Origin of the sequence: Arthrobacter nitrophenolicus (assembly GCF_000332815.1) — a bacterium.
Taxonomy (GTDB): Bacteria; Actinomycetota; Actinomycetes; order Actinomycetales; family Micrococcaceae; genus Arthrobacter; species Arthrobacter nitrophenolicus.
In genome coordinates this window covers 1-24,829 of record NZ_AOFD01000061.1, presented here as the reverse complement: position 1 = coordinate 24,829, position 24,829 = coordinate 1, and the positions used below count along the sequence as shown (strand labels likewise).

General features: G+C 66.0%; 21 protein-coding genes and 2 pseudogenes. 11 read left to right on the top strand and 12 right to left on the bottom strand.

The features are described from left to right. Window positions 1-153: 153 nt before the first annotated feature. The gene (locus tag G205_RS17385; RefSeq protein WP_035753626.1) at window positions 154-1,086 is read right to left on the bottom strand and encodes a LysR family transcriptional regulator; all 933 of its coding nucleotides are present in this window, start codon (window positions 1,084-1,086) and stop codon (window positions 154-156) included. A 156-nt stretch (window positions 1,087-1,242) separates the two neighbouring features. On the opposite strand from G205_RS17385, the gene G205_RS17380 reads away from it, so the two are divergent. Beyond that, window positions 1,243-2,547: an aromatic ring-hydroxylating oxygenase subunit alpha gene (locus G205_RS17380; RefSeq protein WP_035753623.1), complete on the top strand. Its 1,305-nt coding sequence runs from the start codon at window positions 1,243-1,245 to the stop codon at window positions 2,545-2,547. After that, window positions 2,544-3,950: a ferredoxin reductase gene (locus G205_RS17375; protein WP_009359140.1), complete on the top strand. Its 1,407-nt coding sequence runs from the start codon at window positions 2,544-2,546 to the stop codon at window positions 3,948-3,950. The genes G205_RS17380 and G205_RS17375 overlap by 4 nt, the downstream gene beginning before the upstream one ends. Window positions 3,951-4,074: 124 nt before the next feature. On the opposite strand, the gene G205_RS17370 is transcribed toward G205_RS17375, so the two are convergent. The 3 genes and pseudogenes from G205_RS17370 to G205_RS17360 all read right to left on the bottom strand — a co-directional run bounded on the left by G205_RS17370 (window position 4,075) and on the right by G205_RS17360 (window position 6,666). Then, complete coding sequence (locus G205_RS17370) at window positions 4,075-4,677, bottom strand: TetR/AcrR family transcriptional regulator (RefSeq protein ID WP_009359139.1); 603 nt, start codon at window positions 4,675-4,677, stop codon at window positions 4,075-4,077. A 72-nt stretch (window positions 4,678-4,749) separates the two neighbouring features. Beyond that, window positions 4,750-5,608 (bottom strand): annotated as a pseudogene (locus tag G205_RS17365) (alpha/beta fold hydrolase). After that, complete coding sequence (locus tag G205_RS17360) at window positions 5,605-6,666, bottom strand: NADP-dependent oxidoreductase (protein WP_009359138.1); 1,062 nt, start codon at window positions 6,664-6,666, stop codon at window positions 5,605-5,607. Before G205_RS17360 ends, G205_RS17365 begins: the two are co-directional and overlap by 4 nt. 155 nt (window positions 6,667-6,821) lie before the next feature. Between G205_RS17360 and G205_RS17355 the strand changes: the two genes are divergently transcribed. The 3 genes from G205_RS17355 to G205_RS17345 all read left to right on the top strand — a co-directional run bounded on the left by G205_RS17355 (window position 6,822) and on the right by G205_RS17345 (window position 8,385). Continuing rightward, complete coding sequence (locus tag G205_RS17355; RefSeq protein WP_235047059.1) at window positions 6,822-7,544, top strand: lytic transglycosylase domain-containing protein; 723 nt, start codon at window positions 6,822-6,824, stop codon at window positions 7,542-7,544. 122 nt (window positions 7,545-7,666) lie between these two features. After that, window positions 7,667-7,867 (top strand): hypothetical protein, encoded by a 201-nt coding sequence (locus tag G205_RS21345; RefSeq protein WP_009359136.1) that lies wholly within the window; start codon window positions 7,667-7,669, stop codon window positions 7,865-7,867. Next, window positions 7,864-8,385 carry an HNH endonuclease family protein gene (locus G205_RS17345; RefSeq protein WP_009359135.1) on the top strand — a complete coding sequence of 174 codons (522 nt, stop codon included), beginning with the start codon at window positions 7,864-7,866 and terminating at the stop codon, window positions 8,383-8,385. The genes G205_RS21345 and G205_RS17345 overlap by 4 nt, the downstream gene beginning before the upstream one ends. Before the next feature lie 454 nt (window positions 8,386-8,839). On the opposite strand, the gene G205_RS17340 is transcribed toward G205_RS17345, so the two are convergent. From G205_RS17340 to G205_RS17330, 3 genes and pseudogenes are all read right to left on the bottom strand, one after another. Beyond that, the gene (locus tag G205_RS17340; RefSeq protein ID WP_009359134.1) at window positions 8,840-9,727 is read right to left on the bottom strand and encodes a carbohydrate ABC transporter permease; all 888 of its coding nucleotides are present in this window, start codon (window positions 9,725-9,727) and stop codon (window positions 8,840-8,842) included. Beyond that, window positions 9,724-10,661: pseudogene (locus G205_RS17335) on the bottom strand (carbohydrate ABC transporter permease). Before G205_RS17335 ends, G205_RS17340 begins: the two are co-directional and overlap by 4 nt. A gap of 38 nt (window positions 10,662-10,699) precedes the next feature. Further along, window positions 10,700-11,977 (bottom strand): ABC transporter substrate-binding protein, encoded by a 1,278-nt coding sequence (locus tag G205_RS17330; protein WP_200859192.1) that lies wholly within the window; start codon window positions 11,975-11,977, stop codon window positions 10,700-10,702. Between the two features lie 88 nt (window positions 11,978-12,065). Between G205_RS17330 and G205_RS23200 the strand changes: the two genes are divergently transcribed. The 3 genes from G205_RS23200 (at window position 12,066) to G205_RS17320 (ending at window position 14,245) form a co-directional block, all read left to right on the top strand. Continuing rightward, window positions 12,066-12,710 carry a response regulator gene (locus G205_RS23200; RefSeq protein ID WP_235047058.1) on the top strand — a complete coding sequence of 215 codons (645 nt, stop codon included), beginning with the start codon at window positions 12,066-12,068 and terminating at the stop codon, window positions 12,708-12,710. Further along, entirely contained in the window at window positions 12,599-13,273 is a 675-nt protein-coding gene (locus tag G205_RS23195) for an ROK family protein (protein ID WP_338058429.1), read from the top strand. The genes G205_RS23200 and G205_RS23195 overlap by 112 nt, the downstream gene beginning before the upstream one ends. A 183-nt stretch (window positions 13,274-13,456) precedes the next feature. After that, complete coding sequence (locus G205_RS17320) at window positions 13,457-14,245, top strand: AfsR/SARP family transcriptional regulator (RefSeq protein WP_009359130.1); 789 nt, start codon at window positions 13,457-13,459, stop codon at window positions 14,243-14,245. Window positions 14,246-14,686: 441 nt separating this feature from the next. Here the strand turns inward: G205_RS17320 and G205_RS17315 are convergent, their stop codons facing one another. Beyond that, the gene (locus tag G205_RS17315) at window positions 14,687-15,715 is read right to left on the bottom strand and encodes a M12 family metallopeptidase (RefSeq protein WP_009359129.1); all 1,029 of its coding nucleotides are present in this window, start codon (window positions 15,713-15,715) and stop codon (window positions 14,687-14,689) included. Window positions 15,716-15,960: 245 nt separating this feature from the next. On the opposite strand from G205_RS17315, the gene G205_RS17310 reads away from it, so the two are divergent. After that, entirely contained in the window at window positions 15,961-17,544 is a 1,584-nt protein-coding gene (locus G205_RS17310) for an esterase/lipase family protein (RefSeq protein ID WP_009359128.1), read from the top strand. A 10-nt stretch (window positions 17,545-17,554) separates the two neighbouring features. Here the strand turns inward: G205_RS17310 and G205_RS17305 are convergent, their stop codons facing one another. From G205_RS17305 to G205_RS17295, 3 genes are all read right to left on the bottom strand, one after another. Further along, window positions 17,555-18,382: a DNA/RNA non-specific endonuclease gene (locus tag G205_RS17305; protein WP_009359127.1), complete on the bottom strand. Its 828-nt coding sequence runs from the start codon at window positions 18,380-18,382 to the stop codon at window positions 17,555-17,557. 161 nt (window positions 18,383-18,543) lie between these two features. Next, window positions 18,544-19,341: an MBL fold metallo-hydrolase gene (locus G205_RS17300; RefSeq protein WP_052014171.1), complete on the bottom strand. Its 798-nt coding sequence runs from the start codon at window positions 19,339-19,341 to the stop codon at window positions 18,544-18,546. A 43-nt stretch (window positions 19,342-19,384) separates the two neighbouring features. Beyond that, window positions 19,385-19,786 (bottom strand): RidA family protein, encoded by a 402-nt coding sequence (locus tag G205_RS17295; RefSeq protein WP_009359125.1) that lies wholly within the window; start codon window positions 19,784-19,786, stop codon window positions 19,385-19,387. Window positions 19,787-19,907: 121 nt separating this feature from the next. On the opposite strand from G205_RS17295, the gene G205_RS17290 reads away from it, so the two are divergent. Beyond that, window positions 19,908-21,296 carry a sigma 54-interacting transcriptional regulator gene (locus G205_RS17290; RefSeq protein ID WP_009359124.1) on the top strand — a complete coding sequence of 463 codons (1,389 nt, stop codon included), beginning with the start codon at window positions 19,908-19,910 and terminating at the stop codon, window positions 21,294-21,296. A 14-nt stretch (window positions 21,297-21,310) separates the two neighbouring features. Further along, a complete protein-coding gene (locus G205_RS17285) occupies window positions 21,311-23,311 on the top strand; it encodes a vWA domain-containing protein (RefSeq protein ID WP_009359123.1) in 2,001 nt (666 codons plus the stop codon). Here the strand turns inward: G205_RS17285 and G205_RS17280 are convergent. After that, the coding region (locus G205_RS17280) for an amylo-alpha-1,6-glucosidase (RefSeq protein ID WP_009359122.1) at window positions 23,308-24,829 on the bottom strand (1,522 nt) is incomplete at its 5' end. The genes G205_RS17285 and G205_RS17280 overlap by 4 nt on opposite strands.

Genomic DNA, 24,829 nt, shown 5'->3' with positions numbered 1-24,829 from the left:
CCGCTGCGGTTGCCTCTGTCTGCATGAGGGTCATGGCCCCTCCTCCTTTAGATATATTCAAAAGTAGCGAACTGATATATTAGATTGGACCCCAGCGTATACTCGACTGTGACGCAGGTCAACATCTTTATGTCGGTCTCGGACAAACGATTTTCAGAGTTCGTCCTCCGGCCGGGCGGCGACGATCCGCTCAGCGTTCTTCTGCAGGATGTCGAGCGACTCCTGAACCAGGGGAGAGGCAATACTGCCCCTGCGTACGGCCGCGACAATGCGCCGCGAGGGCCTGCCCTTGCCCGTTAGGCGCAGGCGAACCACATTCTCTGCATTGCGCAGGGGCGCCAGTCGCGGCAGCAAGCCCACGCCGAGCCCTGCACCCACGAAGGCGATCTGGGTTTCCCACTCGACGGCCTCGTGGGCAATCCGTGGTGTCACACCAACTGCCGTGAACGCCGCAGTGAAGAGGGAGTGGTAGGTGGAGCCCGCAGCTTCCGTGATCCAGGGTTCCGAGGCCAATTCTTCAAGCGTCACCCGTTCCCGGGATGCCAGTGGATGGTCAGACGGAATGATCACGTCCAGGGGATCGTCGAGCAGAACGGTCTGTTCGAAACGCAGGTCATCCTCGCCGTAGGTGTTCGACTGCATGGCGACAATGACCGCAAGGTCAATCCTCTCGGCTACCAACAAATCGAAGCAGCGGGCCGGGTCGGCCTCAAGTACTTGTACCTCCAACTGCGGACGCGTTGAGCGGAGAGTAGCCGCAAGCGGCGCGAGCAACTGGGCGGCCGCCGTCGAAAATCCACCGAGGCCGAAATGTGACTGCACCTGGTCGCCGGCCTCCATGGCGGCGGCGCGCAGGCTCTCCCATTCCGCAATGAGGGAGTCCGAACCGGCCACAAGAAACCGGCCTGTAGCGGTCAGCCGCACACCGCGGCCGTCCTTTGCCAGGAGCTGTAAACCGAGCACGCGCTGGAGCTCGCGTAATTGCGCGGAGACGGCTGAAGGGGAGTACCCCGTGAGCTCCGCGGTCGCGCCCACGGTGCCGCAGCGGGCGAATACTCGGAGCGTAATAAGTCTGGGATCAATCATGCACCTATTGTGCACGGTTATCTTCGGATTCTTGCGCTTTTATTGGGCGCTCGTGCGCCCTAATCTCTTGAAACAACGCTTTTTGACAACGGCTGCAGCGACGCACCCGTAGTCGCCCAGATATCACACGTAACCACGCCTCCCGGGAGGAAACCCATGACTGCTCCAGTGCACCAGCCCCTCAACTCACGCGGAAAACTCGCGTCCTCATTGCCTGCCGAGCAGCTGGCTGAGATCAACGAGTTGTTTGCGTTCCGCCGCACGGGCTACTCCCTCGACGCCCCCTTCTACACCGACCCGGCAATCTTCAAGGTCGACATGGAGGCTATCTTCGGCCAGCACTGGATCTTTGCCGGAAGTGTCGCCGAGCTGCCGGAGCCCGGCGACTACATTACGGTCGATTACGGTCCCTACTCCCTGATCGTCCTCCGCACCGACGAAGGGGACGTCAACGTCCTCCACAACGTCTGCCGCCACCGCGGGGCCCGCGTCCTGACCGAAGCTGCCGGCTCCACCGGAAACCTCGTCTGCGGCTACCACTCCTGGACTTACTCCCCCGAAGGCAACCTGATCCACGCCTCCGCCCCCGGAGAAGCGAAGTTCGACAAGAACTGCTTCGCGCTCAAGCGTGCCCACAGCCGCGAGGTTGCCGGACTCATCTTCGTCTGCATCGCTGACGAACCGCCCACCGACTTCGACGAGACCTCAAAGATCTTCGAGCCCTACCTGGCCCCGCACGACCTGTCCAAGACGAAGATTGCCTACCAGCAGAACATCATCGAAGAGGGCAACTGGAAGCTCGTCATGGAGAACAACCGTGAGTGCTACCACTGCGATGGACACCCGGAACTCGCATGCTCGCTCTTCCCCACCTGGGGCCTGACAGAGGGCCTGATTCCTCCGCATCTTGAGGAAGTATGGGACCGCAACAAGGAAGCGCAGTCCTCCCTTGAAGAGCGTTGCCGCCGCTACGGACTGCCTTACGAGGTGGTCGAGGAGCTTGACACCCGTATCGCCGGAATCCGCATCTCCCGCGAATCCCTGGACGGCGAAGGCGAGTCCTTCTCCGCCGACGGGCGCCGGCTCTCCAAGAAGCTGCTTGGCGACCTGCCGGACTTCCGCCTTGGCCGCTGCTCCATGCACCTGCAGCCCAACAGCTGGTTCCACTTCCTCGGCGACCACGTCATCACGTTCGGCGTCTTCCCCATCAACGAACACCAGTCGCTGGTCCGCACCACCTGGCTGGTCGCTGACGACGCCGAAGAAGGCGTCGATTACGACCTGGAGAAGCTCACCTACACCTGGAAACAGACCAACCTGCAGGACAAGGCGTTCGTGGAACTGTGCCAGCAGGGCGCTGCCAGCCCTGCCTACGAGCCCGGTCCGTACATGAAGAGCGAATACCAGGTCGAAGCATTCATCAACTGGTACGTGCAGCGCGTTCAGGAGCACTTGGCATGACAGAACTCCTCACTGAAACGGTGATCCAGGAACCACAGCGCATTCGCGGTCTGGAGATGCCGTGGAACAGGGTCATGGGCAGCACCGAGGCGCCAGCCCGCGCTGCCCGTGCATTGGGCCCCTGGCACCCCCAGGAGTTTATGGCCGAATGCGTGGAGACCGTTGTCGAGGCCGGCGGCCTGATGACCTTCGTGTTCCGGCGCACCGACGGTGCGCCCCTGGCCTTCCGTGCGGGCCAGTATGTCAACGTCGCCTTTCCGGTAAACGGTGAGGACCAGGATCCGGTGGACCGCAGCTACTCGCTATCCAGTTCCCCCACGGAGCCATGGACGTTCAGCATCAGCGTCAAGCGCGACCCCACGGGCCTGGTTTCTCCGTGGGTGCATGAGAACGTCAAACCCGGCACCGTTCTGGACATGCTCGGACCGGTCGGCGCGTTCCACCTGCCCGACGCCGACCGGCGGGCGCGTTACCTTCTCCTGGCCGCCGGCGCAGGCATCACTCCCATCATGTCCATGGTGCGGACCATCCACTCCCTGCCCGGACACGCCGACGTTGTGGTCCTGTACCACGGGGCGGAAGCCGGAGGTTTTGCCTTCCACCAGGAGCTGGCCTACATCGCCTCCGTGGACTCGCGCATCAAGGTCTTCTACTCCCTGGGCGACCGCAGCAAGCCCGAGGGGTGGGAAGGGCTCACCGGAAGGCTGACGGCGGCCATGCTCGACCAGGTGGCCCCCGACGCCAACGGCCGCCAGGTCTACGCCTGCGGCCCCGAGGGTTACCTGAACAGCGCCACCGAGCTCCTCAAGAAGGTCGGCGTCGACGACACGTCCATCTACATGGAGTTCTTCTCGGGAGACCGCCAGACACTCCTTGAGTACCAGGCAGAGATCGCGCTGGCAACGGACATCGCGGAGGAAATCGCCGAGGAGATCGCCGAGTCAGCCGAGGATTACTACGAAGGCCAGCCAAGCGCGTTCGGACTCTATGAGCCCGGCTACGACGCCGATGGGCCCCTCCAGGCCACGGGGCTGCCGCTGGAAACCGTCGACACGGATGCGCCCGCGGCCGGGGGCAGTGCGGACGCGCAACCCGAGGCCGTCACCCCCGATGCCTCGAGCTTTGAGACGGTGGGAACGGGAAGCCTCACCCTGTCCTTCCTGCGCACCGGCGTCAACGTGCGGATTGATCCCGACCAGCACATCCTTGAGGTGGCGCAGCGCGCGGGTGTCCGGATCGGCGCCAACTGCAAGGAAGGCATGTGCGGCTCCTGCAAGGTCGTCAAGCTTTCCGGGGACATCGAGATGAACCACCAGGGCGGTATCCGCAAGCGGGAAATCGACGCAGGCAAGTTCCTGCCCTGCTGCTCCACGGCACAGACCGACATGGTGATCGACGCTTAGCAGGTTACAACGGCAAGAGCAGTCCCGGGCGTCATTCCGCAGTACTTGCGGGATGGCGCCCGGGCTTTTTCGTGCGGTGGAGGGTGCTTCTGTTTATTGAAGAGCAGCTGGCGGGTGCTGCGGTTCAGGCAGGAAGGATTGCTGCGACCTGGTTCCGGATCTCCAGAAGCAGTTCCTCTTCCGTGCGGGAGACGTTGGTTGAAGCAGCCATGCTCAGGAACATGATGGCCGAGATGACGTGCGCGAGCCTGGCTGCGGAATCAGCGGTGGTGCGGGCTTCCCGTTCCAGGACGGCGGCGATGGCGGCCTCGGTCCCCGCCGCGAGGGTGAGCGCGGCATGGTGATGGGGTTCGTCCGGGTCGCCGAAGACCATCTCGCGCAGGTAGGTGCGGCCGTTGTCGATCTGGGTCCGGTTGCATTCCACCACCGGGCGGACAACGGCCATGACGGCATCGAGGGGCACCGTAATTCCTGCCGCCTCCGCGGTTCCCCTGGCGAGGGCATCCGCGTAGGCCGAGTTCTGGACGAGCAGCAGCAGCTCACCTTTGCTCTTGGCATACAAAAACAGTGTGCCGGTGCCGATGTCCGCCCTGTCAGCGATTTGCTGGGTGGTGACGTCGTCGATACCGTGCTCGGCGAAGAGTTCGCGGGCTGCCGCCGTGATCCGGTCAAGTTTGGCCTGCTTGTTCCGTTCCCGCCGGCCGACGGGCTGGGAGGCAAGGTGCATGGCGGGGATTCCTCCGGGGCGGTCAAGGTCTTCAGCTGGTTTCGAGTGTAGTCAATGGGGACCCGCCGGGCGTCAGCGTCTGAGGAATTCGACGGCTTCGGGAATGAACTGTTGGTGGAACTGGAAGATCCCGCCGTGGCCGGAGTCCGGGTAGATGACCAGCTCTGATCCTGCGATGCGCCGGTGCAGGTCCTTGGAGAGGATGGAAGGAACCATGCGGTCATGGTCGCCGTTGGCGATCAGTGTCGGGTGGTTGATGGCCGACAGGTCTGCCGGCTCGGCGCGGCCCCAGTTCCTGATGGCTTTCAGCTGGGTCCGGAAGGCCTGGATCCGGACCGGCCGGTCACGTCCTGTGGTGCGCTCCCGGATGCGGGTGATGAATTCCTTCGCCGCCTGCTTGCCGGCGGCGCTGCGGTCGAAGAAGAGGAACTCCTTCGGATCTGCCCGGAACAGGGCGGCCCGCAGTACGTCGAAGTACGTGACCCCTTGCAACCTTGTCCATGCCTTTACCGCCCCGGGGTCCGGTGCCGGCGAGGACGAGTTTCCGGACCAGGTCGGGGTGCTTTCCGATGAGGGCCTGGGCCACCATGCCACCGAGGGAGAATCCGAAGATGTCCACCTTCTCAAAGCCCAGGGCGCGGATGAAGTCGGCGGCGTCCTCGGCCATGGCCTCAACGCTGCCCGGCACCACGCCGGTGCTGGCCCCGATGCCGCGGTTGTTGAAGGTGACGACGTGGTGCTCCTTGGCCACGGCGTCGATGATCTGCGGGTCCCAGTTGTCAAGGTTGCCGGCGAGGTGGACGAAGAAGACCACGGGAACCCCGCCCTTCGGCCCCAGTTCGCGGTAGGCATAGCTGACGCCGCGGGTTGTGATGCTGCGGGTGGGTGCAGTCGCATAGGTGGATGCACCAGGGATGCTGGCGGCGCTCATGCCGTTTCTCCGGACCTGTGAAGGCCGACGGCTTCAGGCCGGGCGGTGGCGGAGGCATTACGCGGGGGATTGACCACAACGGCCTTGCCGCGCAAACCGCCGCTTCCCAGTGCCTGCAAGGCTTCCGGAGTCTGGGCGAAGGGAGTGGCGCGTCCGACGACGGGACGCAGCACGCCGTCGTCGACAAGCCTTGCGATGTGGCCCAGTTGCGCGCCGCTGGAGTGCATGAACAGGAATTCGTAGTGCACGCCGAGCCGGCGGGCCTGGCTGCGGATGCTCCGGCTCATGCCGGTGATGGCGAAGCGGAGTACCGGGTTGAGGCCCAGTTCCCGGGCGAACGCGGGGTCCGGCGGTCCTGCGATTCCGATTGCCTGGCCGCCGGGCTTGAGGATCCGGAGGGACTTTTGCAGGTTTGGCCCGCCGAGGCTGTCGAGGACCAGGTCGTAGCCGCTGAGGACCTGTTCGAAGTCCTCGTTGCGGTAGTCGATGACGACGTCGGCGCCCAGTCCGCGGAGGAAGTCCACGTTGGCGGCGCTGGCGGTGGTGGCCACCGCCGCTCCGAGGTGCTTCGCCAGCTGGATTGCCAGCGAGCCGACTCCTCCCGCGCCGGCGTGGATCAGGACCTTCTGCCCCCGCTGTACCTTGCCGCGTTCCACCAGGGCCTGCCACGCCGTCAAGGCCACCAGCGGAAGGGACCCTGCCTCGGCCATGCTGATCGTCGCGGGCTTCAGCGCCAGATCCGCTTCCGCCACGGCGATGCGCTCGGCAAAAGTGCCGATGCGGGCTTTGTCCGGCCTGGCAAAAACCTCATCGCCGGGCTTGAAGCCACGCACCTTCGTCCCGACCTGGAGGACTGTTCCTGCCAGGTCATGTCCGAGGACCAGCGGCAAAGCGTAGGGGAGGATCTGTTTGAACTCTCCGAGCCGGATCTTTTCGTCCAGCTGGTTAAGCCCGGCCGCCTCCACCCGGACCAGGACATCCTGCTCACCGACCACCGGCTCCGCGACCTCGGCCGGCTGCAAGCCGGACTTGTACTTATTGATGACAAACGCTTTCATTTCGAAGCGCCTTTCTTGTTGACTACACTCAATTATGAGTGTAGTCAGAAAAAACGCAAGGGTGATGATGCGCACTAGGGGAGCCGACAGGGAAGATCAGCAGCAGATGGTTTGATTGGTCGGTGCTTGGTCTTAGGCGTCTTGTGGTTCTTATCGTGTTTGCGGTCTCTGTCTCCACCGCATCCTTGTTCTGGTTGCGCGCGCACGCCGGTGTCGACGCGCGGCAGGCCTTTGCTCCGCCGCCCCGGGCGGGCGCCGAGTTCGAGGCGCTGTCTTCTGGGATGGCCACCGCCGTGAACGTCACCAGGAGCCCGGATGCCGAATGGCTCGTCCGGGCAGCCGGGCAGACCGGCATCCCCGAGCGTGCACTGCGCGCGTACGTTGCCGCGGCTGTAACCGTCAAGGATACCGTTCCGGCGTGCGGGCTCGGGTGGAACACTCTCGCGGCCGTCGGTTTCATCGAGACAGGACACGGAACGTACGGGGGCGGCGTCCTCACAGCCGACGGGGAAGTGAGCCGCCCGATCGTGGGCCCCGTGCTTGACGGCGCCGGATTCGCCGCGATCGCCGACACAGACGCTGGGACCCTGGACGGGGACGCCCGCTGGGACCGGGCCGTGGGACCGATGCAATTCATCCCGTCCACCTGGCGCCTGGTGGCGCGCGACGGGAACGGAGACGGAGTGGCGGACCCGTCCAATATCGATGACGCCGCCCTGAGCGCGGCGCACTATTTGTGCGCCGACGGCCGGGACCTCACCACCTCGGAAGGATGGACCGGCGCCATCTACGCCTACAACCAGTCCGACACCTACATCCGCCAAGTGCGTGACCAGGCCACCACATATGCAGCGAAGGCAGGCAGCCGGGAGAAATGATGTACCTGCACGCCTGCCGGGACCGGGGGAGCGGCGCGGTGTGACAGGCGCCATAGTTCACCCTTCCGCCCGGAAGCAGCAGCGGACGCTAGCGTTGAAAGCCCCGCTGACCCAAAAGGACCATGAAGATCTCCCGCTTTGCCGCCAAATCCCTTGCCGCTGCCACTGCCGTTCTGCTGGCTTGCTCCCTTGCCGGATGTGATGTTGCGGCGAACGCGCTGGAGGCCATCGAATCCGCTCCCCGCGGCGCAGCAGTTATCCCGCTCCGGCAGATCCGGCTGCTGCCGGCAACGCCCTCAACCAGCTGCAGACCATTCCGGTGAAGGGGCGCGCTCCGAAGACCGGCTATTCCCGTGAGGAGTTCGGTCCCGCCTGGGCTGACGTTGACCGGAACGGCTGCGACACCCGCAACGACATCCTGGCCCGGGACCTCACCGGCGAAACCTTCAAACCCGGCACCAACAACTGCGTCGTCGTCACCGGCACCCTGGCCGACAGGTACACCGGCACAATCATAGATTTCGTGCGCGGGCAGGACACCAGCTCCGCCGTCCAGATCGACCACCTCGTAGCACTCAGCGACGCCTGGCAGAAGGGCGCCCAGCAACTCACTGCTGAAGAGCGCAAGGACCTCGCCAACGACCCGCTGAACCTGATGGCCGCCGATGGACCCACCAATGGCGCCAAGGGTGACAAGGATGCTGCCACCTGGCTCCCGCCGAACAGGGCATTCCGGTGCGAGTACGTCGTCCGCCAGACGGCCGTGAAGGCCAAGTACAAACTGTGGGTGACGCAGGCTGAGCATGATGCGATCACCGGTGTCCTCAACGGCTGCCGGTAGGGGCACGAACACTGCAAAACACTTCGACCCTCATTATGCTCGGATCATGGCGGTTCAAGATTCTGCGGAAAATCCCACCAGGTCCATTAACCGGGAACTGAGTCAACGGCGCGGCTGGATACTGGTCATCGCCGTGGGGCTGGCCGTCCATATCCTGAGCATCGTGGTCGGTTTAAGGCCGGCGGGACCGCTCTGCGGCAGCCCGCTGCTGCCGGAAAGCCAGGCAGCTGAAATGGCCGATGCCCAGCTGCACATCACGGCGCTCGCGCCGGAGTGCTACCGGAACATCGACGCCGCGGCCGCGCCCGTCTGGATCCTCATGCGTTCGGTGTTGGCCTGGTCCTGCTGGGAGTCGCCGTCAGGATCATCGGCATCCGCCGGTCCCTGGCCATGCCCGCAGCCTGAGGGGGCGCCCCCGCACGCGCGTCGCGTCGGAAGGCACCCCCTTGCAGAATTACTTGACGGCGCCCTGGGTCAGGCCGGACATGACCCACCGCTGCGTGAACAGGTAGACGACGATCGCGGGTGCCATCGCCATCAGGTACGAGGCGAACGCGACGTTATAGCTGTTGCTGAACTGCGTCTGGAACATCTTCTGCAGTACGGGAATCGTCTGCAGTTCAGGGTCGGAAATAATCAGCGAGGGCATCATGAAGTCGTTCCACGATGCGATGAAGGCGAAGATTCCCACGGTCGCGCTCATGGGTCCGAGCAGCGGGAAGATCAGCCGCCAGAACACCTGCCACGTCCCGGCGCCGTCCATCCGCATGCTTTCCTCCAGCTCAAGCGGGATCGAGCGCAGGAACGCGGTGAACAGCATCGTGTTGAAGGCCAGGGCGAACACGATGTGCAGGATCGCGACGCCGAGCGGGTTGTCGAGTCCGGCCATGCCGGTGAGCTGGATCTGGGGGAGTGCCACCACCGGGAACGGAATGAACATCGCCGCCAGCAGGTAGAAGAACGACCAGCGGAACAGCCGGCGGTCCCAGTTGCGGACAATCGCATAGGCTGCGAGCGCCGATACCACGATCTCGCCGACGACAGCGGTGACGGAGATGAAGACAGAGATCATGAAGCCACGGGGAAAGTTCGTGAGCGTCCATGCCTGGATGAAACTGTCCAAAGTCAGGGGGCTCGGCAGGGAGAAGGCGTTGCCGTCCACCGCCTGGCCGGTGGTCTTGAGGGCCATGCTGACCGTGACGTACAGCGGCACAAGCACGGCGAGGGTGCACACGATCAGGACGGCGGTGGCGGGCCAGTTGGTGCGCTCGTGGCCGGTGCGGATGCGGCGCCTGGCGGAAGCCGCTGGTTGTGCGGGGATGGTGCGGGTCGCGTTGCTCATGCTGCGATCCCTCCTTTGCCACGGGTGAAGCGGAGTTGGATGAGTGCGATGGCGACGCTGATCAGGAAGAAGATCACGCATTGGCCATCTGGTAGGCGTAGTCGCCGCCTTCGAAGCCGCGGAAGATCGCCATCGCTACGCTCCGGGTGGCGACCCCGGGGCCGCCGTCGGTAAGGCCGACGATGATGTCGTACGCGTTGAGGTAGTTCTTGAAGCCCAGGACCGTATTGATCACGGCGTACCCGGCCACGAGCGGCAAGGTGATGTGCCGCAGGTTGTGCCAGGGCGTTGCACCGTCGATGGAGCTCGCCTCGTACACCTCGGTGGGCACGGTCAGAAGGCCGGCGATGTAGATCAGCATCGCACTCGGAACCGATTGCCATGCCGTGACGAAGACGATCGCCAGCCACGCGAGGTCCGGGTTGGCGAGGATGCTGGTGGTGAGCGGTTCGATTCCCAGGCTCTGGCCTGCCAGCGGCAGTGAGTTTGAGAAGAGGTACTGGAAAACAAAGGCAATCACGATGCCGGAGATCACCATCGGGATGACGAAGACCGTCCGCAGCGCGGTGCGGAAGCGGACGCGGGACGTCAGGCCCAGGGCCAGCAGGAAGGCCAGGACGTTCACGACGACGACGGTCACGAGCGAAAAGGCGAGCGTGAATCCATAGGCCCCGAGGATCCCTTCATCGCGGAAGACAGCGATGAAGTTCCGGAAGCCGATGAAGTCGAAGTCGCCGAAGCCAACAGAGTTCGTGAAACTGTAGACGAAGCCGAGTACGGCAGGGAGTGTGACGGCGAGCGTAAAGATCGCCAGCGACGGCAACAGGAAAAGATAGTAGAGCGGGTCGACCCGGCTTTTGCGCACACGTGCCGGCTTGGCCGCTGGTTCAGCCGTCACCACCGGCCTGGTGGAAGGTCTCGTCATTGATGACATGGGGTGGTCCTCGTTTCGTGCATGGGTTCGGGATGCGCTCACGCGCGGAAGGCCAGGCGTGCCCAGTCGGCGTCCATGCGGCGGAGGGTGCCCTCAGCGTCCGCTCCGGAGACGATCGACTGGATGTAGTTCGCGGCGGGAATTGTGTTGGGGATGAACTGTGAGGCACCCATGTAGAAGCGGCCCTCGTCGTAGAACTTCTGCATGTCCACGATGCGGGGGTCGGTGACCGCCGGCGCGTCCTTGACCGTGCCGAACCCCAGGAACTGGGCGTTGTAAGGATTCTGGATCTCCGGCTGCATGAGGTACCGCAGGAAGGCGCGGGCTCCCTGCTGCCCGTTGGCCACCTCGGGGACCCAGAGCGAGAGGTCGATGTTGACCCGGACCTTGAGGTCCGCCGGGTCATCGGTCATCGGCAGCGGGAAGGTCCCGAGGTCGACGTCGGTGCCGGCCTTCTCAATTTCCCCGAAGGCCCACGGCCCCTGGAAGTACATCGCTGCCTGCCCCTGCGCCATGGCAGTATTGCCGTCACCGTACCCGCGGCTGGAGGCATCCTGATTGACGTACTTGGTCAGCTGGACCATGCGCTGCACCGGTTCCAGCATTGTCTTCTGGAACGAGACTTCGGAATCGGGTCCCACCTTCTCGCCTATCCCGTGCATCGACTTGTAGAACGCGCGCACGTCCACCATGCCGCCCACCGTGTAGTCGAACAGGCCCTGGGCGATGGTCCAGGGATCGCGGAAGGTCCCGTAAATGGGTGTGATCCCGGCAGCCTTGAGCCGCTCACACACCTCGATCAGTTCGTCCCACGTTGTGGGGACGGCGAGGCCGTTGTCCTGGAAAATGCGGCGGTTGTAGATGACGGACGCCGCCATCACCGAGTAGGGGATCACGCTGGTACGGCCTGCGTACGTGGGGTACCAGTTCGTCAGGTCGAGCACGTCCTCACGGATGGCTGCTGCCTCGGGCAGGTCGGAGAGGTCCGACAGTGCACCGCGCTCCATGAACCGGGCCATTTCAAGGTTGTAGTTGAGGCAGCCGAGGTCAGGCGGGCTGCTCCGGACGAATCCGGCGGAGAGGTTCGTTGCCATGTCATGCAGAACCCGGAACTGGTCCTGGGATGCGGTGAACTTTGCAGCCAGGTCACGGAAATAGGGCACCGCTTCCGGCTTTGACTGGTGGAAGGTGATGGTGGGCGGGGTGCCCGCCGCGCTGCATCCCGCCAGGCCGTAAGCGGCCAGCGCGCTTCCGGCTGCGGCAAGGAAAGTTCGTCGGGAGACGCGCGTCCCGGCGGACGTCAAGGGTGGCAACATTGGCTCCTGGTGGGTCTCGGAAGATTTATTTGGATCTTATATTTAGGACCTATACGAGGATGGGGGACGGAAGGGATATCGTCAAGGGATGAACGCGACCACGGCGAACTCCACGCAACTGTTACGCCAGATCAACTCGGAGGCGCTGTTGCGCTTTGCCCTGCAGGAGCAGGTGTTCACTGCGGGTGAGGCGATGGCTGAAACAGGCCTGACGCGTGCCACAGTGCTGGGAGTTTGTGACGGGCTGGTTGACGCGGGGTGGCTGGAGGAGGTCGACGACGGCGGCGACGCCGGCCGCGTCCTCAAGGGAAGGCCGGCGCGGCGGTACCGGCTGCGTGAAGCCGTGGGCGTGGTTGTGGGACTGGATGCCGGCGAAACCTCCTTCACAACCGTCGTCGCGGATCTGCGCGGACGGGAACTGGGCAGCCGCCGCGAGGGCCTTGATTCACATGCGCTGGGAGGTGCCGGCCGCTGCGCAAAGGCCCGGGAGCTGATCGGACTGACGCTCGCCGATGCCGGGCTCACCGCTGATGATGTGCTGCTCACGGTGATCGGCGTCCCCGCGCCCGTGGATGCCGGCGGAGCGTCTCCTGCCGAAGGGGAATTCTGGCAGCTGATGAACTGCGGATTCGCCCGGCACCTTCAGGCAGGGTCGTCGTCGACAATGACGCCAATCTCGCCGCCATCGCCGAGCTGGCGCTGGAGCCCTCAGCCAACGTGGCAACCCTGTTGACGGGCGAACGGTTTGGTGCCGGCCTGATCGTCGATGGCCGCCTGCTGCGCGGGCCGCGGGGCGGCGCGGGCGAGATGCGGTTCCTGGACGCGTTCACCGATGACAAGTCCCTGCCCGAGGAAGGCAGCACCGACGGGTTCGGTGCACTCGCGCGGAAATGGGCCCGCTCGGGCATCAACTCATTCGAGGGCCGGACAACGCTGCGGGACATTCCGGAGGAGCAGATCAAGGCGGAGGACGTGTTCCAGGCAGCCCGCGAGGGCGATCCGCTGGGAAAGGACATCATCGCCCGGCTCGGCGCCCGGCTGGCGAAGATTGCGGTGGTCCTCTCCAGCCTCCTCGACATCGAGCGTGTGGTCATCGCCGGCGGGATCTCACGGGCCGTTGACCCCGTCCTGGAACATGCACGCAGCCTGCTCCCTTCCGATACCGGCGCCCCGCTCCCGGAGCTTGTGGCAAGCACGCTGGGAGCCGAAGCCGTCGTCCAGGGTGCCGTGGAGTCCGCACTGGCACGCATCAGGCAAGAACCCAGCGCCTTCCTTCCGCGGGCGGCCGCAGGCTGACACAGGCCGGCCCGGACAGCCACTGATTCGCCGGCTGACCCGTCCGAATGGCGCCCCGGAACCCGCTGAGAGCCTCCTCTCGCTACGCAATTAGGGGGAATTGTTGATTGACTTTCACTGTCAACATGAGGATGCTCAATCTTACAAATTGACTGCAGCATCACCTGTTCTGATCGGGTAGCCATGGGCAATGACGACTATGGAATTTTTGAGCTGGACCTCATGCGCTCCTGGCAGCTCCGCCAGGACGGGGAAGTCGTTCACGTTGCTGCACGCCAGCAGCGGCTGATCGCCGCACTCGCGGTCCGCGGTGCCAGCCTCCGGAACCTCCTCGCCGGCATGCTGTGGCCCGAATATCCGGATGACAAGGCCCTGGAAAGCCTTCGGGTGACAGTACACCTGGTCACACGGCAACTGCCCGGCCTGCTCGTCAAAGACGGAGCCTTATTGTCCCTGCATTCCGGGGTTGTGGTGGACCTTCACAAGATCCGGGCCGTCCTGAAGGCAGCAGGCCTTCCCGGCGGGGACATGGTGGCAGCCAACCTCCAGGAGCTGCGCGACCTGGAATTCCTGCCCGGCTGGTATGAGGACTGGGTACTGTTCGAGCAGGGGCGCCTGCGGCACGACCAGCTCCGAGCCCTGACACTCCTTGCCGGTGGCTTTTCCGGCCGGGGTGACCACGGGGCGGCTGCGGAAGCGGCGGCCGCCGCACTCCATATCGAACCGCTGTACGAGAGCGCGGTCCGGTTCCTGGTGGCGGCGGAACTCGCCCAGGGCAACCTCGCATCCGCGCTGGTGGCGTACGAGAAGTACCACGACCAGCTGCTGCAGGACATGGGCGTTGAACCCTCCGGGGCGCTGAAGCACCTGATCAGCGAGGCAGTAAAACCCCAGGCCCACGGAGCCAAGGACCATCTAGTTCCCGCCTGGGGCAGCGGCCTGGGACAACAGCCACTGCTGCACAATGTGTAGGACCCGGTCCGGGTCGGCGGCGGACACTGTGGTTTGATCACGGCTGTGGGCAGGACCGTAGGTGATCCTTGCCCGGAATGCGGGGGACTGCCCGCCGTGTTCGTGCCAGGTACGGATCACCAGGGTGCCGGCGTCCGAAACGTCGTGCATTGCTTCCTGCCCGCCGGCAGGTTCTTCCCCCGCATCGTCCGATCGCATCGTCTCCCCCAACTCTCCGCCGGGACCAGGCCCGTTCAAGGTGACGGTTTGACTGCCGGCAACCCGTCCCGCCGGCTGCGGTGCTGCCTGGATTGGCAGGGCACTGAGCCGGTCAGCTCTCATCCTGCCCCCAGAACAACCCGTAGTCCGCTTCCTTTAGCAAAGATTCGGACAAACTTGAGCAACACGCCGCGGCAATTGCCGGCGGCGTGCAAGGGCCGGTCCGGCGGTGGGGAGTGGGCTTCACCAATACATCAGGGCCGTCTGCCCGGACTCACCTGCCCAGTAGAGCCTAACCCGAACCACGTAATGCCGTCCCTGGAACAGCTTGGCCGAAACACGGGAGTTGCGGTCCTCGCCGCTGTCGTCGTCCCCGGCGACAAAGCGGAGCTCGCCGTCGACATTCTCGAACAGCACCAGCACGGTATCGGCGGTCCCAAAGGTGGCAATCTCGTAGGTCCGTGAGGCCGAGGGCTCCAGGGCGAAGTCGGCCTGCTCCGCGGGGCTCAGGGACAGCGGGACGGACTTGAACGGGTCGAGGACGGGGAGTTCGGGTTTGATGGCAGGAAAGAACTTGAGCACCCATTCCTTGTCCGCTTCGGACAGGCCGCCCGGGGGATTCAGGCCCGCCTGGAACCTGGCCGGTTCCTTGATGAGCCCGGCGGGGAACCAGTATTCCATCACCGAGTCGGGGTCCCATGAGGAACCTTCAACCTCGGTGGCGTCGATCTTCCGCAGCACATTGTGCAGCGTCTGCTCCGGCGGCCAGTGGTTCGGTGCTCCGCCAAAATATTCGTAGACCCGGGGCTCGTCCCAGACAATGCCCGCGAACGGGTTCTGGTGCTCGTGGGGCATTCCCAGCGTGTGGCCGATTTCGTGCAGCGCCGTCGTCCGGCCGTACTCGTCAGTGAGGTCCCAGCCGAAGTTCATGGTTGGTTCCGTGGCGTTGATTTCCAGGACGTCGCGCCCCACATAGGACCAGGACCCGTCGCTTTGGTCAAAGGCGATCCGGACCTCGGCCTCGCTCCTGTCCGCCACCTCCGTAAACTCCAGGCCGATGCCCAGTGCCTTCCATTCCTGGAAGGCCTTCCGCACTGCCTCCTTTTGCGGGGCCGGTCCCTGCAAGAACCAGTAGTGGAGCACCGTCCCGTTCACCCATTTCCCCCGCAACCGGCGGATGAGGCGTTCCCTGCCGGGTGCGAGGTCGGGACGAAGCAGGGGACGGCTTTGCGGCTTGGTGTCGCAGTGCGGCCGGACAGTCTCTGCGGTCATGATGTGCGCTCCTTTGCTGGGGCCGGGACACGCCCGGGGAACCGCCGCCCCCGGCAACGGACACCGGGACGGTCTCCATCCAGTAGAGCGCGGCACCGTTACTGCCGCATTACTGCACCCGGGATACCGCCTGGGCGCACCGGTGCCGGTAACGCCGTCGTAACGGCCCGCGTGCTCCAATGCCCGCAGCCGTGCGGATCGTGGACATGATGCGGCGGATGTGAACCTCGGAAAGGGGACAGGACGTGGATACACCAGGTGGGGACGGCAGGCTGCCCATCATCTATGTCCGCGGCTTCGCCGGGAACGGGGGCGCCATCAACAGCGCGGTGGACGACCCGTTCTACGGCTTCAGCCAGGGATCAGTCCATGTCCGGTCGGACAGCAGCGGCAGGGCGCAGTTCCACCAGTTCGAATCGCCCATGCTGCGGCTCATTTCGGACCACAAATACGAGGTTCCGGTCCACGGGGACCAGTGGGCGTTCCTGCAGGGCGTGGACACCAGGTCCGTCAATCCCGCCTCGGTGTGGATCCACCGGTTCTACGACGACTCCGCAGACACCTTTGACCAGGACCCGGAGAGCTTCTCCTTTGAAACGGCCGCCCGGGACCTGTTCAAGCTCATCAAGCTGGTGCTCGACAGGACCGGAGCCCCCAAGGTCTTCCTGGTGGCGCACTCCATGGGCGGGCTGGTGTGCAGGTCCCTCCTGCAGCGTGTGATTCCGGAGGAACTGGCGGCCACCGACGGAACGATTGATCCTGCCGCCGGCGCGAAGTATGTCGCCAGGGTCTTCACCTACGCCACACCCCATGGCGGCATCAACTTCGCGGTCGGGTTCGGACTGCTGGAGCGGATCAGGGATGCCACCGGCATCCACGGCGCTGACATCTTCGGGCCTGACCGCATGTATGACTACCTCACCCCAGCAGCCCGCCGGCGGACACTGCGGCGCGAGAGCTTCAAAGGCACCGAAATGCCCGACGACGGGTTCCCGGTTTCGGAGCTCTTCTGCCTGGTCGGTTCGAACCCCGAGGACTACGACGTGGCGCTTGGACTGTCCTCCCGGGCTGTGGGCCCCCGCAGCGACGGGCTGGTCCAGATCGACAATGCCGCCGTCCGGGGTGCCCCCCTGGCCATTGTCCACCGCAGCCACAGCGGCCGGTACGGCATCGTCAACTCGGAAGAGGGCTACCAGAACCTCCAGCGGTTCCTCTTCGGGGACCTGAAAATCCAGATTGAGCTGGTGGGCTTCACCGTCGGCAGGGACGCGCCGGACGAGGTGGAGTTCCAGCTGGATGTCGGGGTGGCCATCCGCGGGCTGCCCGTCCTGGTCCATGAGCAGAGCGCCGCGCATTTCTGTCCCGTGCAGATCGAGCGCTGGCGGGAAGGCGACCCCATAGATTCGCCCAAGCCGCTGCTCACCACGTTTCTCTCGTCCCAGGCGCCCCGTCCCCTGGTGGGCGGACGGGTGGTCCCCAGGCTCCGGCATGCGCTGAAGCTGCGGCTGCTGTCCATCGCCGAGAAGCAGGGCCGCCTGTTCTTCGACGACCACATGGAGCAGACGGAAGACTGGCAGGACACGCTGGTGGTGGACATCGAACCACCGTCTGCCGGCCAACCCCTGCCGAAGGCCTGGGCGGCGTGGAACAGCACCATCCCCACTGCCCTGCGCGACTGGAACCCCGAGGAGAAGGACCGGCTGCGTGACCGCGACGGTGCACCCAACAGGTGGAGCGGCCGCATTGAAGTTCCGGACGTGATGAAGCCGCTGCTCGGCGAAAACGCCGGCCTGCAGATCAGCGTGACCCCGCGGGTGCTGCCCCTCTAGCGGGCTGCAGTCACCACCGGATGTCGGCGAGGCTTTCCAGTGGCGCCCGGTCACCGGCTGCCCGCAGCGACGTCCGGCCGTCATCGTCGCGCAGCGGATCCGCAAAGCGCAGGGAGGTGCGTTCCTCCAACTCCGAAATCCCCACCTGGAAGGCGCGGAACTCGTTGAGGTCCAGGGCTTCCAGGGGATTCAGGTTCTGCGTGAGGAGGAACGCGGCGCTGCGGAGCGCGCCCCGCTCCAGGTAGGCGAGGACTTTCCAGTACTCGCGCGGCAGCGGCACCCCCCGGTACTCCCGGTCGTTGTCCCGGAAGATGGGTCCGCCGAATGCCGTGACCTTAAGGTCCTGGACGTCGACGTCGGAAAAGACGGCCTCCTCCAGCCGTCCCCAGATGCCGTTCTTGCCGCTTTGGTTGAAGTCGTCCATCTGCGGCGCGATGTTGGTGAAGAAGAACGAATCGTCGTTTGCCCTTTTCGCCTCGGGCAGCGGACCCCAGAGCAGGTCGGCCCGGCGGGCGATGTGCCCGCGGTCCAGGCGGTTGCCGTTGTACAGCTCGTCGCCGTTCTGGAACTCCTCCGGTATCCGGGAGTCCTTGATGAACGCGCTGCCCTGGCGGCTCAACCTCTTGATGCTGCCGCCGTCGATATTCCAGGCAACCCAGCGGGCAAACCGGCGGGACTTACTGACAGCCAGGGAGAAGTGGGTATAGGGGATGACGGCGGAACCGTTGAGCTCGACAGTGTCGTCCAGCAGGCCGGCATCGATGGAAGGCGGCTCCAGTTCGGTGCCCAGAAACGCTGGATCGTACCCGCGGCTCTGGACATCCTGCTGCTCACCCATGCCGCGGACTCTAGTTCCAGGGACGTTATCCGGGCGTTACAGCGCTCGCCGGGAGACGCGCCGCTGACACTGGGTGCGGGCACCAGGCTGTTCGACGGCGTCCCGCCCCTGAACCTGGAACAGCTGACGTCCCGCGGGGCGAGCCAGGTCACCCACGTGACCTACCGGGTGCTGCCGGCACAACCCGTCTGACTCCGCAGCGCCGCCAGCGCGTCGGCCAGGGTCATGCGCAGTGCCGGGCCGTGCCCGGGCAGGATGACCGAGGCGTCGATGCCGTCCAGGCCGCGGACGGCAGCCTCTGCTTCCCCTGGGTCACTGTGGTACATCCTGTGCAGCATCTGCGGGCCTGTCCAGGTGCTCAGCGGGTGGCCGCTGACAAATGAATCACCCACCGCCACGGCTCCTGCGGACCGAAGAAGGATGGCCGCATTGCCCGGCGTGTGCCCAGGCAGCAGGACCGGCTCGGGGGAGCCGGGAAGTGCCCGGAGCGTTGCGGCGTCCCATGCCCGTGCCTGCGCTGCCGGAGTGGCCGCCAGGGCCCCGGATTGCAGGACGTGGACCATCCAGCGGAAGGCGCGCGGACGCCAGGCCCGGCGGAGGACCTGGCCGACCGTGACCTGGTGCTTTTCCTTCCCCTGGACATGGGCCAGTTCCTCCGGCGCGCTCAGGACGGGGGTGCCGTAGGCCTCGGAAAAGTGGGCGGCGGAGCCCGTATGGTCCACATGGCCGTGCGTGACCAGGAGGGCGCGGGCGTCCGCCGGGTCCAGGCCCAGGTGGCGGACTGATGCCAGGACCAGTGGAAGGTCGGACGGGTAGCCGCTGTCGATAAGGATGAAGCCGGCATGGTCGCGGACCACTATCCAGTTGGAGGCCGGTCCTTCCACGAAATGGACGCCGGGTGCCTGCTCAGACACCCGTGAACGCGGATCCCACTCCGTAGACTGCTGCACGCGTTTCATCCTAGCGGCGGGGCCGCAGACCGCCTGGCCTCCGGAACGCCTGCTACTGCATAACGGCAGCGACGGCGCTGATCTCCACCAGCGCGCCGGGCACACCAAGGCCGCTGACGAACGCCGCCGTCACCAGGGCAGGTTCCGCCGAGGCGAGCTTCGCCGCGATGGCCCCGTACCCGGCGGCGATATCCGCACCTTCCACGAAGAGCACCGTCCACTGCACGACGTCCGCCAGCGTGGCCCCGGCAGCGGCGAGCGCGGTTTGGGCGTTCTCGAGGGCCTGCTCCGACTGGGCGGCCACGTCACCCTCGCCAATTAGTGCGCCGGCGGCATCGACGGCGTTCTGGCCGCCAACATAGATGGTGGTCGCACCGGGCGGCACGACGGCGACGTGGCTGAACGCTGGACTTGAGACGAGGCCCTCGGGCCGGAGACGCTGGATGGATGCCATGGCTGTATGATCCCACCGCGCACCGCCGCTGGCGAGGCTGCTCCGCCAGCGGCGGTGCGGGGCGGAAGGAATTATGGGAGTTTGCTCGATCTCCCGGCACGGCCGGGCTTACCGTAGAGGGGTGAGTGACCGTCCCGATATTTTTACCGTCGGTGAGCTGCGCGCCGCCGGCCATGTCCACAAGGACCTGCGGCATGAAATCCGCGACAACCTGCTCGCGGCGCTCGCCGCCGGCCGGGACCCGTGGCCCGGGCTGTTCGGATTCAGCCGGACCGTCCTGCCCCAGCTGGAGCGGGCCCTGATCGCCGGTCACGATGTTGTCCTGCTCGGCGAACGGGGACAGGGCAAGACCCGCCTGCTCCGCACCCTGGCCGGGCTGCTGGATGAGTGGTCGCCGGTCATCGAGGAGTCCGAGCTCAACGAACACCCGTACCATCCCATCACGGAGCAGTCCCGTGCCCGGGCACTCACCGAGGGGGACCGGCTGCGCGTGGCATGGCGCCACCGCTCTGAACGCTACGTGGAAAAGCTGGCGACGCCGGACACCTCCGTCGCGGACCTCATCGGCGACGTCGACCCCATGCGCGTTGCCGAGGGGCGCCGGCTCGGGGACCCGGAGACCATTCACTACGGCCTGGTCCCGCGCTCCAACCGGGGCATCATCGCCATCAATGAGCTGCCCGACCTTGCCGAGCGGATCCAGGTGGCGATGCTCAACGTCATGGAGGAGCGCGATATCCAGATCCGCGGTTACTTGCTGCGCCTGCCCCTGGATGTGCTGGTGGTCGCCTCGGCCAACCCGGAGGACTACACCAACCGCGGCCGGATCATCACCCCGTTGAAGGACCGCTTCGGCGCCGAGATCCGCACCCATTACCCGATCGAGCTGGAGGACGAGGTGGCCGTCATCCGGCAGGAGGGCCGGCTGGTGGCGGACGTCCCGCCCGTCATCCTGGAGATCCTGGCCCGCTATACCCGGGCACTGCGGCAGTCCCCGGCCATCAACCAGACGTCCGGGGTGTCCGCCCGGTTCGCGATCGCCGGTGCCGAGACCGTGGCTGCGGCCGCCCTGCGCCGGGCCAGCGTGCGCGGCGAGGAGCAGGCGGTGGCCAGGATCATCGACCTGGAACCCGCAGCGGAGGTCCTCACCGGAAAGATCGAATTCGAGTCGGGTGAGGAAGGCCGGGAACAGGGCGTCCTCGACCACCTGCTGCGAACGGCTACAGCCGAAGCCGTGCGCGCCCATTTCCAGGGCATCGACATGGGTCCACTGGTGGCGGCCCTGGACGGCCACACCACCGTGACCACGGGCGACCAGGTCACCGCCCGGGAATTCCTCCAGAACCTGCCCTCACTCAACGGGTCGGGCCTCTACGACGAAATCACCCGGCGCCTGGGTGCGGAGAACGACGGCCAGCGGGCGGCCGCCGTCGAACTCGCCCTGGAGGGGCTCTACCTTGCCCGCCGGATCTCCAAGGAGTCCGACGACGAGGCAACGGTCTACGGCTAGCCACAGGAGGCATCATGGTGCTGCACCACCGGTCCCGGTACGGCAGGTACGCCGGAGGGCCGGACCCGCTCGCCCCGCCGGTGGACCTGTCGGAGGCCCTGGAGGCGGTGGCCGAGGACGTCATGGCCGGGTACTCGCCGCGGCACGCCCTCGAGGAGTTCCTGCGCCGCGGCGGCCGGAACCGGGACGGCCTGGACCAGCTCGCTGCCCGCGTCCAGCAGCGCCGGAAGGACCTGCTGGGGCGGCACCGGCTGGACGGCACGCTCGACGAGGTGCGCAAGCTGCTGGACACCGCCGTGCTGGAGGAGCGCAAGCAGCTCGCCCGCGACGCGCTGATGGACAACACGGACCGCGCCTTCCGCGAAATGCAGCTGCAGAACCTGCCGGCCTCCACGGCCGCCGCCGTCAATGAACTGGCGTCCTACGACTGGCAGTCCGGTTCCGCCAGGGAAGCCTACGAACGGATCAAGGACCTGCTGGGCCGGGAAGTCCTTGACCAGCGCTTCGCAGGGATGAAGCAGGCGCTTGAGAACGCCACCGACGAGGACCGCGAGGCAGTGAACGGGATGCTGCGCGACCTCAACGGCCTGCTGGACAAGCACCGCCGCGGCGAGGATACCGACGCGGACTTCAGGGAGTTCATGGCCCGGCACGGATCCTTCTTCCCGGAGAATCCGCAGTCCGTCGAGGAACTGATCGACGCCCTGGCCACAAGGGCGGCAGCGGCCCAGCGGCTCCTGCAGTCCATGTCACCCGAACAGCGCGAAGAGCTGATGCGGCTGTCCGCCCAGGCGTTCGGGTCACCAGAACTGATGGCACAGCTGGACCAGCTGGACTCCAGCCTGCGGGCCCTCCGGCCGGGCGAGGACTGGAGCGGGTCTGAGCGCTTCGAGGGCCAGGAAGGGCTCGGGCTGGGCGACGGCACCGGTGTGCTGCAGGACGTTGCCGAACTCGACAGCCTGGCCGAACAGCTCTCCCAGTCCTACAACGGCTCCGCGCTGGATGACCTGGACCTGGACGCCCTGGCCCGCCAGCTGGGGCAGGACGCCGCCGTCACCGCGCGGACCCTTGCGGAGATCGAGCGGGCAATGCGCGACGGCGGCTACCTGCGCCGGGGTGCCGACGGGGACCTCCGGCTGTCGCCGCAGGCAATGCGCAGGCTGGGAAAGTCGCTGCTGCGGGACACCGCGAAGCAGCTCTCCGGCCGGCAGGGCCGGCGCGAAACGCGTGCCGCGGGCGCGGCCGGCGACCAGACCGGCTCCAGCCGGCAGTGGGAGTTCGGGGACGCCGGGCCGTGGGACGTCACCCGCACCATGACCAACGCCATCCGGCGCACGGTCGCCGAGGGCCGGGATCCGGGCCGCGGCTTCCGCCTGGGGGTGGGGGACATCGAGGTCACGGAGACTGAAGCACGGACGCAGGCCGCCGTCGTCCTGCTGGTGGACGTGTCCTTCTCGATGGCGGCCGAGGGCCGCTGGGTGCCGATGAAGCGCACCGCACTCGCGCTGCACCACCTCGTCTCCACGCGGTTCCGCGGTGACCGGCTGCAGCTGGTGACCTTCGGCCGGTACGCGCAGTCCATGGACATTGCCCAGCTCACCGCCCTGCCGGCGCTGCGTGAGCAGGGAACGAACCTCCACCACGGCCTGTTGCTGGCCGGCCGCTTCTTCCGGCAGCACCCGTCCATGCAGCATGTCCTCCTGGTGGTCACGGACGGTGAGCCCACCGCGCACCTGCTGGCCGACGGCGATTCCTGGTTCAACTGGCCGCCGGACCGGGAGACCATCCGCGCCACGGTCACCGAACTGGACCGCCTGGGACGCGCCGGCGTGCAGGCGACGTTCTTCCGCCTCGGCGACGATCCGGGGCTCGAACGGTTCATCCAGCGCCTGGCACGCCGGATCGACGGCCGGGTGGTGGCACCCGACGTCGGCGGGCTGGGGGCCGCCGTGGTGGGAGAGTACCTCCGCGCCCACGTGCGCAGCTCCTACGGCGGCTCCGACTGGGATCTTTAGATCTGTCCTTCGGCGCCCAGGCCCGCCCCGGCCAGGAGCTCGGTCAGCCAGGGCCGGTGCCCGCGGCGGAACGTAACCCCCTCCGGTAGGCCCTGCACGGTGGGCTCGGACCCGACGATGTCGATGGTCATCCTCCCGCCGGCTATGGGCGCATTGGTGATGTGCAGATTACCGTAGGACTCCGGCAGGACCGGGTCCATCCAGAAGCCGCCCCGGGACACGTGCGCGTCATACCGCATGAGGCTGGTGATCAGCATGATTGGTGTGGTCGCCGCCCAGGCCTGGGGTGAGCAGGCCGTGGGGTACGGCACTGGCTCGGCAACCTGGTCGCGGCTGAATCCGCAGAAGAGTTCCGGCAGCCGGCCGTTCGAAAACTCCGCCGCTTCCAGCAGCGCCGTGGATATCCGCTGGGCCTCCGCCACGAGGCCGTAGCGCATCAGGCCGGCTGCGATGATGGCGTTGTCGTGCGGCCAGACCGACCCGTTGTGGTAGCTGGCAGGGTTGTAGGCGCCCATGTCCGTGGCCAGGGTCCGGACGCCCCAGCCGCTGAACATCTCCGGGGACATCAGCCGTTCGGCCACCAGCGGAGCTTTGTCGTCGTCGATAATGCCGTGCCACAGGCATTGCCCCATGTTCGATGCGCAGGCGTCCACGGGCCGCTTCCGCCCATCCAGGGCGACGGCGTAGTAGCCCCGCTCCGGAAGCCAGAACTCCTCGTTGAACTTCTTCTTCAGCCGCGCCGCTTCCGCGGTGAGCTCCGCCGCCAGGGGCGCGTCCCCGGCGTCGTACGCCATCCAGGCCCTGGAGAGCAGTGCCGTGTAAACCAGCGCCTGGACTTCGCAGAGGGCGATGGGAGGCTCGGCCATGGTGCCGTCCGCAAAGTTGATCCCGTCCCAGGAGTCCTTCCAGCCCTGGTTGATCAACCCCTGGTCATTGAGCCGGGAGTACTCGACGAAGCCGTCGCCGTCCTTGTCCCCGTAGTTCCTGATCCAGTCCAGCGCCCGGTCCGCGTTGGGCAGGAGTGAGGCGATGGTGTCCTTGGCGAAGCCCCAGCGGCTGACGGAGCCGAGCGCCATCAGGAACTGGGGCGTGGCATCGACGCTGCCGTAGTAGACCGACTTGCCGCCCAGTGCCAATCCGCTGGAAACGCCCAGCCTGACCTCATGCAGGATCTTCCCGGGTTCCTCCTCGCTCATCGGATCCACCACCTTGCCCTGGCGGTCCGCCAGGGTCTGCAGCGTGCCAAGCGCCAGGGACGGGTCAACCGCCAGGGCCATTTCCGAGGCCCACAGGGAGTCCCGTCCGAACAGTGTCATGAACCAGGGGGCGCCTGCTGCCACGACGATCCGTTCCGGATGCGCCGGGTCCTCGATCCGCAGGGCTCCGAGATCGTCGTAGCTGCGCCGCAAGGTCCGTTCGATGGAGCGGTTCGTCATGTGGAGGCGGGGGATCTTGGCTACCCATTCCTGGCGCCGGCGGTCGCTCGGCGACATCCCGTGCGCGGCGGGGCGGACGGGC

Coding starts and splice junctions, on each gene's coding strand:
- G205_RS17340 (WP_009359134.1), bottom strand. CDS start 9,727: ATGAGCAACGCGACCCGCACCATCCCCGCACAACCAGCGGCTTCCGCC.
- G205_RS17370 (WP_009359139.1), bottom strand. CDS start 4,677: ATGCACCTTGCCTCCCAGCCCGTCGGCCGGCGGGAACGGAACAAGCAG.
- G205_RS17295 (WP_009359125.1), bottom strand. CDS start 19,786: ATGGCATCCATCCAGCGTCTCCGGCCCGAGGGCCTCGTCTCAAGTCCA.
- G205_RS17305 (WP_009359127.1), bottom strand. CDS start 18,382: ATGGGTGAGCAGCAGGATGTCCAGAGCCGCGGGTACGATCCAGCGTTT.
- G205_RS17385 (WP_035753626.1), bottom strand. CDS start 1,086: ATGATTGATCCCAGACTTATTACGCTCCGAGTATTCGCCCGCTGCGGC.
- G205_RS17330 (WP_200859192.1), bottom strand. CDS start 11,977: ATGTTGCCACCCTTGACGTCCGCCGGGACGCGCGTCTCCCGACGAACT.
- G205_RS17360 (WP_009359138.1), bottom strand. CDS start 6,666: ATGAAAGCGTTTGTCATCAATAAGTACAAGTCCGGCTTGCAGCCGGCC.
- G205_RS17380 (WP_035753623.1), top strand. CDS start 1,243: ATGACTGCTCCAGTGCACCAGCCCCTCAACTCACGCGGAAAACTCGCG.
- G205_RS17300 (WP_052014171.1), bottom strand. CDS start 19,341: ATGAAACGCGTGCAGCAGTCTACGGAGTGGGATCCGCGTTCACGGGTG.
- G205_RS23200 (WP_235047058.1), top strand. CDS start 12,066: ATGAACGCGACCACGGCGAACTCCACGCAACTGTTACGCCAGATCAAC.
- G205_RS17320 (WP_009359130.1), top strand. CDS start 13,457: ATGGGCAATGACGACTATGGAATTTTTGAGCTGGACCTCATGCGCTCC.
- G205_RS17315 (WP_009359129.1), bottom strand. CDS start 15,715: ATGACCGCAGAGACTGTCCGGCCGCACTGCGACACCAAGCCGCAAAGC.
- G205_RS17285 (WP_009359123.1), top strand. CDS start 21,311: ATGGTGCTGCACCACCGGTCCCGGTACGGCAGGTACGCCGGAGGGCCG.
- G205_RS17375 (WP_009359140.1), top strand. CDS start 2,544: ATGACAGAACTCCTCACTGAAACGGTGATCCAGGAACCACAGCGCATT.
- G205_RS21345 (WP_009359136.1), top strand. CDS start 7,667: ATGAAGATCTCCCGCTTTGCCGCCAAATCCCTTGCCGCTGCCACTGCC.